Annotated in this window: 15 protein-coding genes; 9 read left to right on the top strand and 6 right to left on the bottom strand. The window is 69.7% G+C overall.

The genetic code is table 11. The annotated features are described in order from the left end of the window. Positions 1-22: 22 nt before the first annotated feature. Entirely contained in the window at positions 23-931 is a 909-nt protein-coding gene (locus tag GGR03_RS23570) for a LysR substrate-binding domain-containing protein (RefSeq protein ID WP_183211263.1), read from the bottom strand. 99 nt (positions 932-1030) lie between these two features. Here GGR03_RS23570 and GGR03_RS23575 point away from each other — a divergent pair, with 99 nt between their 5' ends. Continuing rightward, positions 1031-2212: an MFS transporter gene (locus tag GGR03_RS23575; RefSeq protein ID WP_183211264.1), complete on the top strand. Its 1182-nt coding sequence runs from the start codon at positions 1031-1033 to the stop codon at positions 2210-2212. Between the two features lie 6 nt (positions 2213-2218). Here the strand turns inward: GGR03_RS23575 and tlpA are convergent, their stop codons facing one another. Further along, the gene (gene tlpA, locus GGR03_RS23580) at positions 2219-2893 is read right to left on the bottom strand and encodes a thiol:disulfide interchange protein TlpA (RefSeq protein ID WP_183211265.1); all 675 of its coding nucleotides are present in this window, start codon (positions 2891-2893) and stop codon (positions 2219-2221) included. Between the two features lie 25 nt (positions 2894-2918). On the opposite strand from tlpA, the gene argH reads away from it, so the two are divergent. The 4 genes from argH (at position 2919) to GGR03_RS23600 (ending at position 8753) form a co-directional block, all read left to right on the top strand. Then, entirely contained in the window at positions 2919-4322 is a 1404-nt protein-coding gene (gene argH / locus GGR03_RS23585; RefSeq protein WP_183211266.1) for an argininosuccinate lyase, read from the top strand. Between the two features lie 84 nt (positions 4323-4406). Beyond that, complete coding sequence (locus tag GGR03_RS23590) at positions 4407-4718, top strand: hypothetical protein (protein ID WP_183211267.1); 312 nt, start codon at positions 4407-4409, stop codon at positions 4716-4718. Between the two features lie 34 nt (positions 4719-4752). Further along, entirely contained in the window at positions 4753-6027 is a 1275-nt protein-coding gene (gene lysA, locus GGR03_RS23595; RefSeq protein WP_183211268.1) for a diaminopimelate decarboxylase, read from the top strand. Positions 6028-6122: 95 nt separating this feature from the next. After that, positions 6123-8753, top strand: a complete 2631-nt coding sequence (locus tag GGR03_RS23600; RefSeq protein WP_183211269.1) for a TIGR02302 family protein — start codon at positions 6123-6125, stop codon at positions 8751-8753. Between the two features lie 71 nt (positions 8754-8824). Here GGR03_RS23600 and GGR03_RS23605 read toward each other — a convergent pair whose 3' ends face one another. The 3 genes from GGR03_RS23605 to GGR03_RS23615 all read right to left on the bottom strand — a co-directional run bounded on the left by GGR03_RS23605 (position 8825) and on the right by GGR03_RS23615 (position 10617). Next, entirely contained in the window at positions 8825-9256 is a 432-nt protein-coding gene (locus tag GGR03_RS23605; RefSeq protein WP_183211270.1) for a response regulator, read from the bottom strand. Between the two features lie 87 nt (positions 9257-9343). After that, the gene (gene hpt, locus GGR03_RS23610; RefSeq protein WP_183211271.1) at positions 9344-9880 is read right to left on the bottom strand and encodes a hypoxanthine phosphoribosyltransferase; all 537 of its coding nucleotides are present in this window, start codon (positions 9878-9880) and stop codon (positions 9344-9346) included. Next, the gene (locus GGR03_RS23615; protein ID WP_183211272.1) at positions 9877-10617 is read right to left on the bottom strand and encodes a hypothetical protein; all 741 of its coding nucleotides are present in this window, start codon (positions 10615-10617) and stop codon (positions 9877-9879) included. Before GGR03_RS23615 ends, hpt begins: the two co-directional genes overlap by 4 nt. Before the next feature lie 155 nt (positions 10618-10772). Here GGR03_RS23615 and ftsE point away from each other — a divergent pair, with 155 nt between their 5' ends. The 4 genes from ftsE (at position 10773) to GGR03_RS23635 (ending at position 14121) form a co-directional block, all read left to right on the top strand. Continuing rightward, on the top strand, positions 10773-11432 hold the full coding sequence (ftsE, locus tag GGR03_RS23620) for a cell division ATP-binding protein FtsE (RefSeq protein WP_183211273.1): 660 nt from the start codon (positions 10773-10775) through the stop codon (positions 11430-11432). Beyond that, positions 11425-12414: a cell division protein FtsX gene (locus GGR03_RS23625; protein WP_425486747.1), complete on the top strand. Its 990-nt coding sequence runs from the start codon at positions 11425-11427 to the stop codon at positions 12412-12414. The genes ftsE and GGR03_RS23625 overlap by 8 nt, the downstream gene beginning before the upstream one ends. 90 nt (positions 12415-12504) lie before the next feature. Further along, positions 12505-13212: a YdcF family protein gene (locus GGR03_RS23630; RefSeq protein WP_183211275.1), complete on the top strand. Its 708-nt coding sequence runs from the start codon at positions 12505-12507 to the stop codon at positions 13210-13212. 126 nt (positions 13213-13338) lie between these two features. Next, a complete protein-coding gene (locus tag GGR03_RS23635) occupies positions 13339-14121 on the top strand; it encodes a lysophospholipid acyltransferase family protein (RefSeq protein WP_183211360.1) in 783 nt (260 codons plus the stop codon). A 3-nt stretch (positions 14122-14124) separates the two neighbouring features. Here GGR03_RS23635 and GGR03_RS23640 read toward each other — a convergent pair whose 3' ends face one another. Continuing rightward, positions 14125-14637: a gamma-glutamylcyclotransferase gene (locus GGR03_RS23640; protein WP_183211276.1), complete on the bottom strand. Its 513-nt coding sequence runs from the start codon at positions 14635-14637 to the stop codon at positions 14125-14127. Positions 14638-14696 lie beyond the last annotated feature (59 nt).

Raw genomic sequence — 14696 nt, forward strand, 5'->3', positions numbered from 1 at the left:
CCCCTGCCGGGCCTGACCTGTTTCAGGTGACCTGACCGTGCTCGGCGAGGAAGTCCAGCAGCACGCGGGCCCGGGCCGGCAGGCCGGCGGAGCGGCCGATGAAGACGGCATGGAACGCTTCCTCGTCGCCCGGATTGAGCGCCTCCAGCAGGGGTGCCAGCCGGCCGGCGGCGATGTCGCCGCGGACCGTGAAGGCGGCGAGCCGGGCCGGGCCGATGCCGGCGAGCGCCAGCTGCCGCAGGCCCTCGCCGTCGTTGATCCGGACCTGCCCGACGCTCGGCAGCACCGTCACCTCGCCATCTCCCTTGCGCAGCGGCCAGCCGCTCGTCGCCCGGGCGTAGCTGAAGCCGAGCCGGCTCAGCCCCTCGATGTCCGCAAGGGTCTGGGGCAGGCCGTGCCGGTCGATCCATGCCGGCGCGGCGACGATTGTCATCCGCGTCGCGCCCAGCCTGCGCGCCATCAGGCCCGAACTCGGCATCGGTCCCGCCCGGATCGCGATATCGGTGCGGTCGCTGAGGAGATCGACGACCTGGTCGGTCTGGACGAGGTCGAGATCGATGCCCGGATAGCGCGCGAGAAAGGCGGGAAGCACCGGCGCCAGGACGTGGCTGAGATAGGAGGCGCTCGAGTTGACGCGCACCCGCCCGGCGGGCCGCTCGCCGGCACCGGCCGCGCGCTCCGCCTCCTCGAGGTCGGCGAGGATCGTCAGCGCTCGTTCGTAAAATGCCTGACCCTCCGCAGTCAGCTGGAACCGCCGGGTCGTGCGGTGGACGAGGCGCGTGCCGAGCCGCGCCTCCAGCCGGGCGACGAGCTTCGAGACCGCTGAGGCGGAGACGCCGGCGGCGCGCGCGGCGGCGGAAAAGCCCGCCTGCTCGACGACGCGGACGAAGACCTCCAGCTCGGCGAAGCGATTGACGTCGGGGCGCGGCATTCGTGAGGTGAATTCCCAGATGTTGTTCCTGCCGGCAGCCTACTTCATCAGCGTGGGAGCTGTCATCTGAGAGGCCTGTTCAACGGTCAGGCCATCGTCATGCCCCTTGCTCTCTACGCCCTCACCGCTGGTGCCTTCGGCATCGGCGTCACCGAATTCGTCATCATGGGCCTGTTGCTGGAGGTGGGCGCCGATCTCGGCGTCTCGACCAGTGCCGCCGGCTTCCTGATCTCCGGCTATGCGCTCGGCGTCGTCGTCGGCGCGCCGCTGCTGACCATCCTGACCAGCCGCTGGCCGCGCAAGACCGTGCTGCTGGCGCTGATGGCGATCTTCATCGTCGGCAATCTCGCCTGCGCGCTGGCGCCGACCTACGGCATGCTGATGGCCGCGCGGGTGCTGACCGCCTTTGCCCACGGCACGTTCTTCGGCGTCGGCTCGGTGGTGGCAACCCGCCTGGTGCCGGCGGACAGGAAGGCATCCGCCATCGCGCTGATGTTCACGGGCCTGACCGTCGCCACGGTGCTCGGCGTTCCCTTCGGCACCTGGCTCGGCCAGGCCGCCGGCTGGCGCGCCACCTTCTGGGCGGTCACCCTAGTCGGCATCGCCGCCTTCGCGGTCCTCGCCCTTGCCGTGCCGCAGGACGGCAAGCCACCATCGGCCGGCGACTGGCGGGCCGACGTCAGGGCCCTCGGGCGACGGCCGGTGCTGCTCGGACTACTCACCACCGTCCTCGGCTATGCCGGCGTCTTCGCCGTCTTCACCTATATCGCCCCGATCCTGACCCAGATCACCGGCTTCGGGGAGGCGGCGATCTCACCGATCCTGCTGCTGTTCGGCGGCGGGCTGGTCGTCGGCAACCTCGTCGGCGGCAAGCTTGCGGACAGGGCTCTCGTGCCGGCGCTGCTCGGCAGCCTCGCAACGCTCGCGCTGGTCCTCCTGGCGATGGGGCCGGCCCTCAACAGCGCCTGGACGGCGCTCATCGCCGTGACGTTGCTCGGCGCAACGGCCTTTGCCACGGTGCCGCCGCTGCAGATGTGGGTGCTGTCCAAGGCGGACGGCGCCGGCGAGAGCCTCGCCTCGTCCTTCAACATCGCCGCCTTCAATCTCGGCAATGCGCTCGGCGCCTTTGCCGGCGGGCTGGTGATCGATTCGGGACCGGGTCTCGGTTACGTCACGTGGACAGCGGCGCTGTTCCCGCTCATCGCCCTCGGCATCGCCGTCCTCGCGGTACGGCTCGACCGCGCGAGTGGCCGCCCCGCCGAGGTCGGGTATGTCGGATAGCGGTGCCTAGACCCCCGGCGCCGCGCTCTGCCGCACGACGTCGATCAGCCGCACGGCATCCGGGCTCGCCCACTCCGCCGGGCCGTTGATCGCGGCGCGGGCGCAGCCGTCGGGGCCGACGACGAGGGAGATCGGCAGGCCGAAGGCGACGCCCTGGCCCTTGAGGTCGTTGAAGACGCCCATCGTCTCGTCGCGGTAGAAGGGCAAAGCGGTCAGGCCGGTCTCGGTGTAGAAATCCTTCGGCTTCTGCGGGTCGCCCATGTCGACATTGATCGGCACGACGGCGAAATCCTCGCCGCCCTCGTCGCGCTCCAGCGCGTCGAGGGCCGGCATCTCCTCGCGGCAGGGGCCGCACCAGGTCGCCCAGAGATTGACCAGGACGGTGCTGCCGGCAAAATCGGCAAGGCTCGCCGCGTTGCCGTCGCCGTCCTTGAAGGCGATGGCGGAGACGTCGAAGGGCTTGTCGAGCGGCGCCACGGCCGCGACCTCGCCGCGGGCGTTCTGGTCGAGCGCCGCGGAAAGCGCCTCGTCGACCGTGCAGCGGTCGGCGACTTCGTTGCCAGACCCCGTTTCGCTCACGTATAGGACGGCTCCCCCCGCCGCGACGCCGCACAACAGCGCCACTGCCGCGACGAGACCCAGCCGCCGCCCGTTCGAAGCCTTCGGTGTTTCGTCGGACATGTCGTCGAGAGCCTTTCGGGATTCCATGAGCGATAAGATCAGCAACGAGATGTGGGGCGGTCGTTTCGCCTCGGGGCCTGCCGCGATCATGGAGGAGATCAACGCGTCGATCGATTTCGACAAGCGCCTATATGGCGAGGATATCGACGGTTCGAAAGCCCATGCGACGATGTTGGGCGCGCAGAAGATCATTTCGGCCGAGGATGCGGCGCTGATCTGCGATGGGCTGGAGACGATCCGGGGCGAGATCGCCGGCGGCAAATTCGCCTTCTCGCGCCAGCGCGAGGACATCCACATGAATGTCGAGGCGCGGCTCGCCGAACTGATCGGACCGGCCGCCGGGCGGCTGCACACGGCGCGCTCGCGCAACGACCAGGTGGCGGTGGATTTCCGCCTGCACGTGAAGTCGGCGCTGGGCGCACTCGCCGAAGCGCTGGAGGCGTTCATCGCGGCGCTGCTCGACAAGGCCGACGCGCATGCCGGCACCGTGATGCCGGGCTTCACGCATCTGCAGGTGGCGCAGCCGGTGACCTTCGGCCATCACTGCCTTGCCTATGTCGAGATGGCGTCGCGCGACCTGTCGCGCTGCCGCGACGCGCTGACGCGGCTCGACGAATGCCCGCTGGGCGCCGCGGCGCTCGCCGGCACCGGCTTTCCCATCGACCGGCACGCGACGGCGGCGGCGCTCGGCTTTCGCGAGCCGACGCGCAACTCGCTGGATTCGGTGTCCGACCGCGACTTCGCGCTGGAGTTCCTGTCGATCGCGGCGATCTGTGCCACGCACCTCTCGCGCCTTGCCGAGGAGATCGTCATCTGGGCGACGCCGCAATTCGGCTTCATCCGCCTGTCCGACGCGTTCTCCACCGGCTCCTCGATCATGCCGCAGAAGCGCAATCCGGACGCGGCGGAGCTGGTGCGGGCCAAGCCCGGCCGCATCAACGGCGCGCTGATCTCGCTGCTGACGGTGATGAAGGGCCTGCCGCTGACCTATTCGAAGGACATGCAGGAGGACAAGGAACAGGTCTTCGACGCGATCGACTCGCTGTCGCTGGCGCTGGCGGCGGCGACCGGCATGGTCCGCGACATGACGGTGAACGTCGAGGCGATGCGCCGCGCCGCCGGCCACGGCTATGCGACGGCCACGGATCTCGCCGACTGGCTGGTGCGCGAGGCGGGCCTGCCGTTCCGCGAGGCCCATCACGTCACCGGACGGGCGGTGGCGAGCGCCGAGGCGCAGGGCGTCGGGCTGGAGGAGCTGCCGTTCGAGGCGCTGCACGCGATCGACCCGCGCATCACGAAAGACGTCTATTCGGTGCTCGGCGTCGACGCGTCGGTGGAAAGCCGCACCAGTTTCGGCGGCACGGCGCCGGACAATGTCCGCGCGCAGATCGCCTACTGGCGGGAGCGGCTGGGCGAGGCGGCGCGATAGTCGCGACCGGGTGGTGATTTCTTCGGCGGGAACGGCTATCACGGCGGTGGCGAAGCGCCACAATCGGCAGCGGACAGCGCGGGCATGGGCGACATGACGGATCGATCGAAACGGGCGGCGACGACGCTCCTGGTGATGGCGGGCGCCGCGCTGCTTGGCGGCTGCGGGGTCAAGAACATGCCCGTGGCGCCGGCTTCCGACGGGACATCGGCGGTGGTCGCCGAGGGCGAGGACGGGCGCGGCAACTCGATCATCGGCAGCGGCAGCGGCGCCTCCACCGTCAGCAGCCAGCGCATCTCCGCGATCCAGAACGACAATATCGTCAGTGCGGCGGAGGTCACCCGCAACCCCGCATCCGCCGGCTCCAGCTTCATCCTCGACCCGCTGCTGAACTGATCGCCGCCTTCCATCCTCGCATAACCGTGGCGACATGAACCATTTCGAGATCCGGGACGGCGCCCTCCACGCCGAGGGCGTGCCCGTGGAGCGCATCGCGCACGACGTCGGCACGCCGTTCTACTGCTATTCCTCCGCGACGCTGACGCGCCACTACGAGGTCTTCACCCGGGCTTTCGCCGACATCGACGCGCTGGTCTGCTACGCGACGAAGGCCAATTCCAACCAGGCGGTGCTGGCGACGCTGGCGCGGCTCGGCGCCGGCGCCGACGTCGTCTCGGGCGGGGAATTGCTGCGGGCGCTGCGCGCCGGCATCGCGCCGCAGAAGATCATGTTCTCCGGGGTCGGCAAGACCGTCCCGGAGATCGACCTGGCGCTCGCTGCGGGAATCTTCTGCTTCAACGTCGAATCCGAGCCGGAGCTCGAGGCGATCGCCGCCCGCGCGGTGGCCGCCGGGCTTACCGCGCCGGTGTCGTTCCGGATCAACCCGGATGTCGACGCCCGCACCCACGCGAAGATCTCCACCGGCAAGAAGTCCGACAAGTTCGGCATCGCCTTCGACGACGCCATCGGCATCTACGACCGGGCGCGGGCGCTGCCGGGGATCGCGGTGTGCGGCATCGACATGCATATCGGCAGCCAGATCATCGATCTCGAGCCCTTCGACCAGGCCTTCGGCCGCCTCGCCGGGCTGGTGCGGCAGCTGCGCGAGGCCGGCCACAGCATCTCGCATGTCGATCTCGGCGGCGGGCTCGGCGTGCCCTACAAGCGCGACAACGCGCCGCCGCCGCTGCCCACCGCCTATGCCGAGATCGTCAAGCGCCACGTGCGCGACCTCGACTGCCGGGTGGTGTTCGAGCCGGGCCGGCTGATCGCCGCCAATGCCGGCATCCTGGTGACCCGCGTGCTCTACGTGAAGGAGGCCGGCGACAAGGTCTTCGTCATCGTCGACGCGGCGATGAACGACCTCGTGCGCCCGACGCTCTACGACGCCTGGCACGACATCCACCCGGTGATCGAGCAGCCGGACGGCGCGCGCATGGTCGCCGACGTCGTCGGGCCGGTGTGCGAGAGCGGCGACTTCTTCGCCAGGGACCGCGACCTGCCGAAGGTCAAGGCGGGCGACCTCGTCTATCTCGCCTCGGCCGGCGCCTACGGGGCGGTGCAGTCGGGCACCTACAATTCCCGGCCGCTGATCGCCGAGGTGCTGGTCAGGGACGACGATTTCTTCGCGGTGCGGCCGCGCCAGACGATCGACGAGCTGATCGCGCTCGACCGGCTGCCGCCCTGGCTGGACGAGACGGCGTAGGCTGCCCGGCGCCGGGTTCACAGATGCGTCACCCGCCTCGTCTTCGCCGTAAAAACGGTTAAGGTTCTCAGGTCTACGAGGAACGAGAGCTGGCCATGACGCAGGACGACCGGCGCAAGGACTTCCCGCGGCCCGGGCGTCTCGCCCTGACGCGCAGGCTCTCGGCCGCCGCCCTCGTCGTCGAGCGCGTGTGGCCGCTGGTGGTGGCCTTCGTCTGCCTCGCCGCGCTGTTCCTCACCTTCTCCTGGTTCGGGCTGTTCGCCGCCATGCCGTTCGCCGCGCGCGTCGCCGTGCTGGCGGTGCTGGCCGGGCTGGCGCTGTTCGCGCTGTGGCGGAACCGCCATGTGCGCTGGCCGGACGATTCGGAGGTCGATGCGCGGATCGAGCTGGTCAGCCGGCTGCAGCACCAGCCGCTGCGCACGCAGGACGACCATGCCGCGACCGCCGATCCGTTCGCGCTGGCGCTGTGGCACGAGCACCAGCGGCGCATGGCGGCGCAACTCCGCAATCTCAGCGGCGGCTCGCCCCGCACCCAGACCGAGCGGCTCGACCCGTTCGGCCTGCGCGCGATGGTGGCGCTGCTGTTCGTCACCGCCTTCGCCTTCTCCTTCGGGCCGGGCGGCGGCCGGATCGTCGACGCGTTCGGGACGATCGACGTGCCCGGCGCCGTCACGGCGCGGGTCGATGCCTGGGTGACGCCGCCGACCTATACCGGCCGGGCGCCGATCTTCCTGACCGAGGCGGGGCGCGAGGGCCCGGTGGTCGTGCCGGAGGGCAGCGTGCTCTCGGTGCGGATCTCCGACGCCACGGCGGCCGACCTCACCTTCACGCCCGCCCGCGAGGGCGCCGAGGCCGTGACGGTCGCGCCGGTGGGGGCGGAACTGGACGAGGACGAGGCCGATGTCGCGGAAGCTGCCGACGGCGAGGCCGCCGCGCCGCCGCCGGAGGGCCCCCGCGAATATGTCTTCACGCTGGAGGAAAGCGGCGACGTGGCGCTCGCCACGGCGTTCTCGACGATGGGGCGCTGGGGCTTCGACGTGACCGAAGACGCCGACCCGCTGATCGCCTTCAAGGAGGATCCGTCGGTGGCGCAGAACAGCGCGCTGCAGCTCGTCTACACGGTCAGCGACGACTATGGCGCCCGCAAGGGCCAGGCCGAGATCGTCGTCGAGGAGGAGAATATCGCCGAGGGCGCCCGGCCGCTGGTCGCCCCGCCGGAGATCAACCTGGCGCTGCCGCGCCGGGCGCGCGAGCCGACCGAGGGGCGGACCAATGCCGACCTGACCGAGAGCCCCTATGCGGGCGCGAAGGTGGCGATGACGCTGGTGGTGACCGACGACGCGGCGCAGACCGGCCGTTCCGAGACCAAGCGGCTGACCCTGCCGGAGCGGCGCTTCAGCAATCCGCTGGCACGGGCGGTGATCGAGCAGCGGCGGCTCCTGGCGCTCGATGCCGATTCGGTCGACCGGGTGGTCGAGATGCTCGACGCCGTCACGCTGCGCGGCGAGGAATTCATCGAGAGCCCGACGGACTATCTGGCGCTGATGGCGGCGCGGACGCGGATCGCCACCGCCCACGACGATGCGGGGCTGCTGTCGGCGGTCGACTTCATGTGGGAGATCGCGCTCGGCATCGAGGACGGCAACCTGTCGCTGGCCGAGCGCCGGCTGCGCGACGCGCGCGAGCAGCTTTCCGAGGCGCTGGAGGAGGGCGCGACCGACGCCGAGATCGACGCGCTGATGCAGGAACTGCGCGAGGCCATGCAGGAATACATGCAGGCGCTCGCCGAGGCGATGCAGAACCAGCCGCCGATGAGCCAGGACCAGATGCAGATGGGCGACGTCCAGGAGATCCGCCCGCAGGACCTGGAGCGGATGATGGACCGGATCGAGGATCTGGCGAAGTCGGGCTCGAAGGACGCCGCGCAGCAGATGCTCTCCGAGCTGCAGCAGATGATGGATAATCTCCAGGCGATGCGCCCCGGCCAGCAGCAGGGCGGCGAGCAGAACGCCATGCAGGAGCAGATGAACAAGATGGGCGAGCTGCTGCAGCGCCAGCAGCAGCTGATGGACCAGACCTACGATCTCGGCCGCCAGCAGATCCAGCGCCAGCAGCAGCAACAGCAGGGCCAGCAAGGCGAGCAGGGCGAGCCGCAGCAGGGCGGCGAGGGTCAGCAGGGCGAGCCGATGACCGCCGAACAGATGCAGGAGATGATGAAGCAGCTGCAGGAGCAGCAGGGCCAGCTGCAGGAGGAGCTGCAGGCCATGCAGCAGGAGCTGGAGGGGATGGGCATGGAGCCCTCCGACGGCTTCGGCGAGGCCGGCGAGGCGATGGGCGAGGCGGAAGGCGCGCTCGGCGAGGGCAATGACGGCGAGGCCGTCGGCCAGCAGGGCCGGGCCATGGAGGCGATGCGCCGCGGCGCCCAGGACATGATGCAGCAGATGCAGCAGGCGATGCAGCAGGGCCAGCAGGGCCAGCCCGGTCAGCCGGGGCAGGGCCAGATGGGCCAGGGCTTCAACGGCATGCAGCAGCGCTCGGGGCGCGACCCGCTCGGCCGCCAGCGCCAGACCCAGGGGCCGGATTTCGGCCAGGATGTCGGCGTGCCGGACGAGATCGACACGCAGCGGGCGCGCCAGATCCTCGACGCCATCCGCCAGCGCCTCGGCGACAGCCTGTCGCCGCAGCTGGAGCGGGAATATCTGGAGCGGCTGCTGCAGACGCCCTGAGGCGCCCGCGCCGCCGCGCGTTCAGGCGTGCGGCGGCTCGCGGCGCTGTCTGTTTCGGAGCGGCAGTCGGGTCAGGCGCAGCGGCGGGTGACCGTGGGCGTGGTCTCGTCGAGCTCGGCTGGTGCTCTGCCGGCTTCGCGCTCCGCCAGAATGCGGCCGACCTCGCTGCGCAATTCGGCGATGCTGAACGGCTTCTCGACGACGCCCTCGATGATCGCGGTGAGGTCGTCGGCGTTTTCCTTCTGCTCGGCATAGCCGGTCATCAGAAGGATGGGCAGTTCCGGCCAGATCGCGGCGATCTCGTGCGCGAGCTCGATGCCGGTCATGGCCGGCATGCGGATGTCGGACAGCACGAAATCGAACGCGCCTTCCTCAGCCGCGAGCGTCTCGAGCGCGAGCTCGCCGTCTTCCACCGCGACCACCTGATGGCCTTCGAGGCCAAGCGCCCGCGTCACGAGCAGGCGGACGCCCGGATCGTCTTCGGCAACCAGAATTCTCGCCACGCCAGTCTCCTGCAGGTCGTCATAGCCGTGCGCGCATCTACCACCGGCTTAGGGCATGGGCCTGACCTGGAGCTTAACGGGCAGGGACTATTCCACCACCTTTCCGACGAAGGGCAGTTCGCGGAAGGCATGGGCGACGTCCATGCCGTAGCCGACGACGAAATAGTCGGGGCAGTCGAAGCCGACGTAGTCGGCCTCGATGGCGGCCTGGCGGCGCATGCGCTTGTCCAGGAGCACGGCGATCTTCACTTCCTTGGCGCCGCGCGCCAGCAGCATGTCGCGGGCAAAGCTGATCGTGCGGCCGGACTCCAGGATATCGTCGATCAGAAGGACGGTGCGGCCCTCGACCGGGCTCTCGACGTCGCGCAGCACGCGGATCTTGCCCGGCTCGGTGCCGGCGCCGTAGCTCGACAGGGTGATGAACTCGACCTCGGGGGCGAGGCCGGTGAGGTGCATGGCGCGAATCAGGTCGGCGGCGAAGACGAAGGAGCCCTTGAGCACCGAGACGACCAGGAGGTCGGTGGACGGCGTCGCGGCGATCTCCTTGGCGACGCGCAGCACTTCGGCCGCTATGCGCCTCTCGTCGAACAGCGTCTCGATGTTCTTGCCGCGTACGGTGATCACAGGCCGCCCGCCGCGAAGTCCACGGCGATGTCGCCTTCGATGCCGGCGGGGACCGCCAGCGCCGAGAGAAACTGCACCGACCGGCCGGCACCGAGCTCGCCGATCCCGGCGCGCAGCGGCTTGACCTGGCGGCTGCCGTCCGGGCCGTTCATGACGATGTGCATCAGCGGCACGTGCGCAGCCCGGTCCGCGACATTGGCGATGCGACCGGCGACGGTGAGCACTGCGCCGTCGCCGCGCGGCGCCAGGCTGGTCTCGACCTCGCTGAGGATCACGCCGCCCGTCGGGGAGGCGGCCAGCGGCGCCGCCGCCATCCAGAGAATCAACACCGGCATCGCGAACATGCCGACGATGAACGCCGTGGCGATATAGGCGGCGTCGCGCAGCCGCAGCGAGCGCGCATGGGCGATGATGGCGCGGGCCGCGCCGCCGGGCATCGGCCTCGCGCCCCGGGGTGGCAGGCTCTGCCAGAGAAGATCGGGAGCGGCCGTGCGGGGTTCGTGGCGCCTCGAGCCTGCCGGATCGAGCGGCGAGCGCCGTCCGAACATGGGCCGGCTGTCGGCCTCGGCGGGCGCGGCAAGGCTCAGCCGGGCGGCTTCCATCTCGGCGGCGGATTTTTCCCGGCGGATGCGCGTCGTCACCTCGGCCGTTCCCTCGATCACCCGTGCAGGGGCGGCGGGACTGGCATGGTGGCGGCTTTCGTCCGATACGGGCGAGGCTCGGCGGAACTCGGTCAACGCATCCTCCCGGTCATTCGCTTCAGAAACGGGTAAGGAAACATGCTTAACAAAGCATGAAGCCGGCCTTGCCGAGAAGCTCGACGCGGCGGCCTGAAATGAACACAGTCCGGCGCATCCTGACGGCGGTCACAATACGGGGGGAAACATCAAGGATGATTCGGTTCGAAAATGTCGGGCTGCGCTACGACATGGGGCCGGAGGTGCTGCGCGATCTCTCCTTCGAGATCCGGCGCCAGTCCTTCCAGTTCCTCACCGGCCCGTCCGGCGCCGGCAAGAGCAGCCTGCTGCGCATGCTGTTCCTGGCGCTGAAGCCGACGCGCGGCCTGATCACCGTGCTCGGCCGGGACGCCGCGACGCTGTCGCGCGCCGACCTGCCGTCGATAAGGCGGCGCATCGGCGTGGTGTTCCAGGATTTCCGCCTGCTCGAGCACATGTCTACCTACGAGAACGTCGCCCTGCCGCTGAGGGTGCGCGGCAAGGACGAGTCCAGCTACCGCCAGGACGTGATCGACCTGATCAAATGGGTCGGGCTCGGCGAGCGGCTCAACGCCTCGCCGGTGGTGCTCTCGGGCGGCGAGAAGCAGCGCGCCGCCATCGCCAGGGCACTGATCGACCAGCCCGACATCCTGCTCGCGGACGAGCCGACGGGCAATGTCGATCCGCCGCTGGCGCGGCGCCTGCTCCGCCTCTTCCTCGAACTCAACCGCACCGGTACCGCGGTGGTTATCGCCACCCACGATCTCGCCCTGATGGAACAGGTCGACGCCCGCCGCATGGTCCTCGCGGATGGCAGACTGGAAATCTATGACTGATCTCGCCGAACGGTGGCTGGACCTGCGCGAATTCGTCGAGCGCACGACGGGGATCACCCGTCGCGAGCGCCCGGCGCCGATCGTGCCGCCGGCCAACGTCGCCGGCCGCGCGCTGATGACCGTGATCGCCATCATGACCTTCCTCGCCAGCCTGACCGTCGGCGCGGTGACGCTGGTCTCCGACACGGCCGCGCAGTGGCAGAGCGACATCTCCCGCGAGATCACCGTGCAGGTGATGCCGGACGACGGCGTCGACATGGCGGCGGCGCTGCGGACGGTGCAGAGCATCGCCGGCGAAACGCCGGGCATCACCGGAACGTCGGTGCTCGACGACGCCGCCACCGGCCGGCTGCTGCAGCCCTGGCTCGGGACCGGCCTCGATCTCGACGAGCTGCCGGTGCCGCGCCTGGTGATCATCGCGATCGACGCGGATTCGCCGCCGGACTTCGCCGCCTTCGCCGCGCGGCTCAACGAGGCCGTGCCGTCAGCGGCGCTCGACGACCACCGTGCGTGGGTCTCGCGGCTGGTCACCATGGCGCGGGCCATGGTCATCGCCGGCCTGGCGGTGCTGACGCTGGTGCTGGTCGCCACCGTCCTCACGGTGATCTTCGCGACGCGCGGGGCGATGGCCGGCAACCGCCAGATCATCGAGGTGCTGCATTTCGTCGGGGCCCGCTCGGCCTTCATCGCGGGGGAGTTCCAGGGCCATTTCCTGCGACTCGGCCTGTTCGGCGCGCTGGGTGGCGGCGTCGCCGCCCTGTTTCTCTTCGCGCTGATGGGGCTGTGGACGCGCAGCAACCAGGCGACGCCCGAAGCCGACCAGATCAGCGCCCTGTTCGGCTCGTTCGCCATCGGCTGGACCGGCTATTTCGGCGTCGTGGTCCTGATCGCAACCATTGGCGGGCTGACGGCGTTCACCTCAAGGATCACTGTCATGCGGCAATTGGCGGCAATCGACATGATTTCTCCGGTGGAAGGGTAATATTCCATTAACCCTGAGCGCCCAGAGTCGGGCGGACGGCAAGACGGGCGGCTTCACCACTCCGCCGCAATCGCGGGAATAGACTGTCGAATGACGATTTTCGCGCCGACTTCGGAGAGCCACGAGCAGGAGGCGCCGCCGGCTGGCCGCCCGCGTCGGCGTCGCCGTCTCGGCATCGGCCCGTTCGTCGTGCTCGCCTTCGTCGCCCTGTGCGGCTACCTCGTCGGCGGGTTCCTGCGCTTCACCGAGGAGGTCAATCTCCTCGCGCGGCCGACCGCATTCGCTGCCGCCGACGGCATCGTCGTGCTGACCGGTGGCGCCTGGCGCATCGATCACGCCATCAACCTCCTGAAGGAAGGGCGGGGGCGCAGGCTGCTGATCAGCGGCGTCAATCCCGACACCAGCGTCGATGCGCTGGCGAAGCTCACCGATACCGACCGCACATGGTTCGACTGTTGCGTGGACATCGACTATGCGGCGCTCAACACGGTCGGCAATGCCGAGATCGCCGGTCGCTGGGCCCGCGAGCAAGGCTTTCGCGACCTGATCCTGGTGACCAGCGACTACCACATGCCGCGCTCGCTCATCGAGTTCGACCGGGTCGGCAACATCCGCTCGGTCACCCCCTACGCCGTCCGGCGGGACGATCTGTGGCGGAACGAGCAGATGCCTTCGGCGCCCGGCCTGCGGGTCCTGGCGAGCGAATACGTCAAGCTCATCGCGGCGCGCTTCCTGTCGACGGTCGGGATCGTCGGCAAGGAAAGCGTCTCGACCCGCGTCGCCCATCTCGCGCACTGACGCGTGCCGACTGCGCGCCTGGCCCTCGATTTTCCGTCCGCGCCAGCGTAGACCCTGCAGCAACCGCTGGCGGGAGACAGGCTCCCGCATGGCCCCGATGACCGCCGCGGGAGCGATCCCTTGATCATGTTTCTTCGCTCGCTGGCCTTCAACGGCCTGTTCTATCTCAATCTCGTCGCCCAGCTTTTGTTCTATTCGCCGGTGTTCTTCTTCGTCTCCGAGGCGACCGGCTGGTGGATCGTGAAGAACTGGGCGCGCTCGAATCTCTGGCTGCTCGAGCATGTCGCCGGCATTCGCGCCGACATTCGCGGCAAGGAGAACCTGCCTGCCGGCCCGGCGATCATCGCCGCCAAGCACCAGTCGGTCTGGGACGTGTTCGCCTTCCTGCCGGATCTCGACCGCCCGACCTTCATCCTCAAGAAGGAGCTGATGGCGATCCCGTTCTTCGGCTGGTACGCGCGGCGCATGGGGATGATCCCGGTCGACCGGGCGCGCCGGGGCGGCGCCGTCGCCTCGATGATCGAAGGTGCCGAGAAGGCGGTAGCGGAGGGACGCCAGATCGTCATCTTCCCGGAAGGCACACGCACGGCGCCCGGCGCGGCGCCCGACTACCGGCAGGGCGTGTTCCGCCTCTACGAGGCCCTGGGACTGCCGGTCGTGCCGGTGGCGTTGAACTCCGGCCTGTACTGGCCGCGGCGCAAGTTTGTCCGCCGGCCGGGTACGATCCGCGCCGACATCCTGGCGCCGGTGCCGCCGCATCTGCCGCGCGGCGAATTTCTCGACCGGCTGCGCGGCGGGATCGAGGAGCGTTCCACCGACCTTCTGGCGGAGGCCTCCGCGCGCGACGGCTACGTTCCGGCCGTCGACGCCGGCGAGCCGGACCCTTACGGGGGCCCGGCGCGTCATTGAGGCTTACAGCCGGGCGACGACCTCCGACAGCCAGCGGTCCTTCAGGCCCAGCTCGGTGATGTGCGCGAGCGCGCTGGTGACGTAGTCGACATTCGGGCCTGACTGGCCATGCGCGCCACGCACGATGACGGCCGCCTCCGCCGGCGTCATGCGGCCGGCATACTGGCTGTGGCCACGGTCGACGACGTAGGTGAGGGCGCGGACGCTCTCCCCGTCATGCAGCCGTACCGGCAGGTGCGACTCGCGATAGACGTTGGTGACCAGCTCGCGCTCGCGCAGATACGCCACCACCGATTCCGCGTCGGTGGCCGCGACGCGGAACGCCATGCCGACGCAGGATCCGCCGCGGTCGAGCCCGAACACCAGTCCCGGCCGCTGCGGCGTGCCGCGATGGACATGCGAATGGATGCAGAGCGCGCGGTGATAGCCGGCGAGCCGCGCCGGCTGGCGGTCGAGGAAAGCAAAACCCGGCCGCCAGATCAGCGAGCCGTAGCCAAACACCCATAAATCGTCCATTGCCCTCAAATCGCCCCGTCGGTCGGCTCAGCCCGGCCGGGTGCTCACAAAGGATAAGG

This window comes from Aurantimonas endophytica (assembly GCF_014196845.1).
Lineage (GTDB): Bacteria > Pseudomonadota > Alphaproteobacteria > Rhizobiales > Rhizobiaceae > Aurantimonas > Aurantimonas endophytica.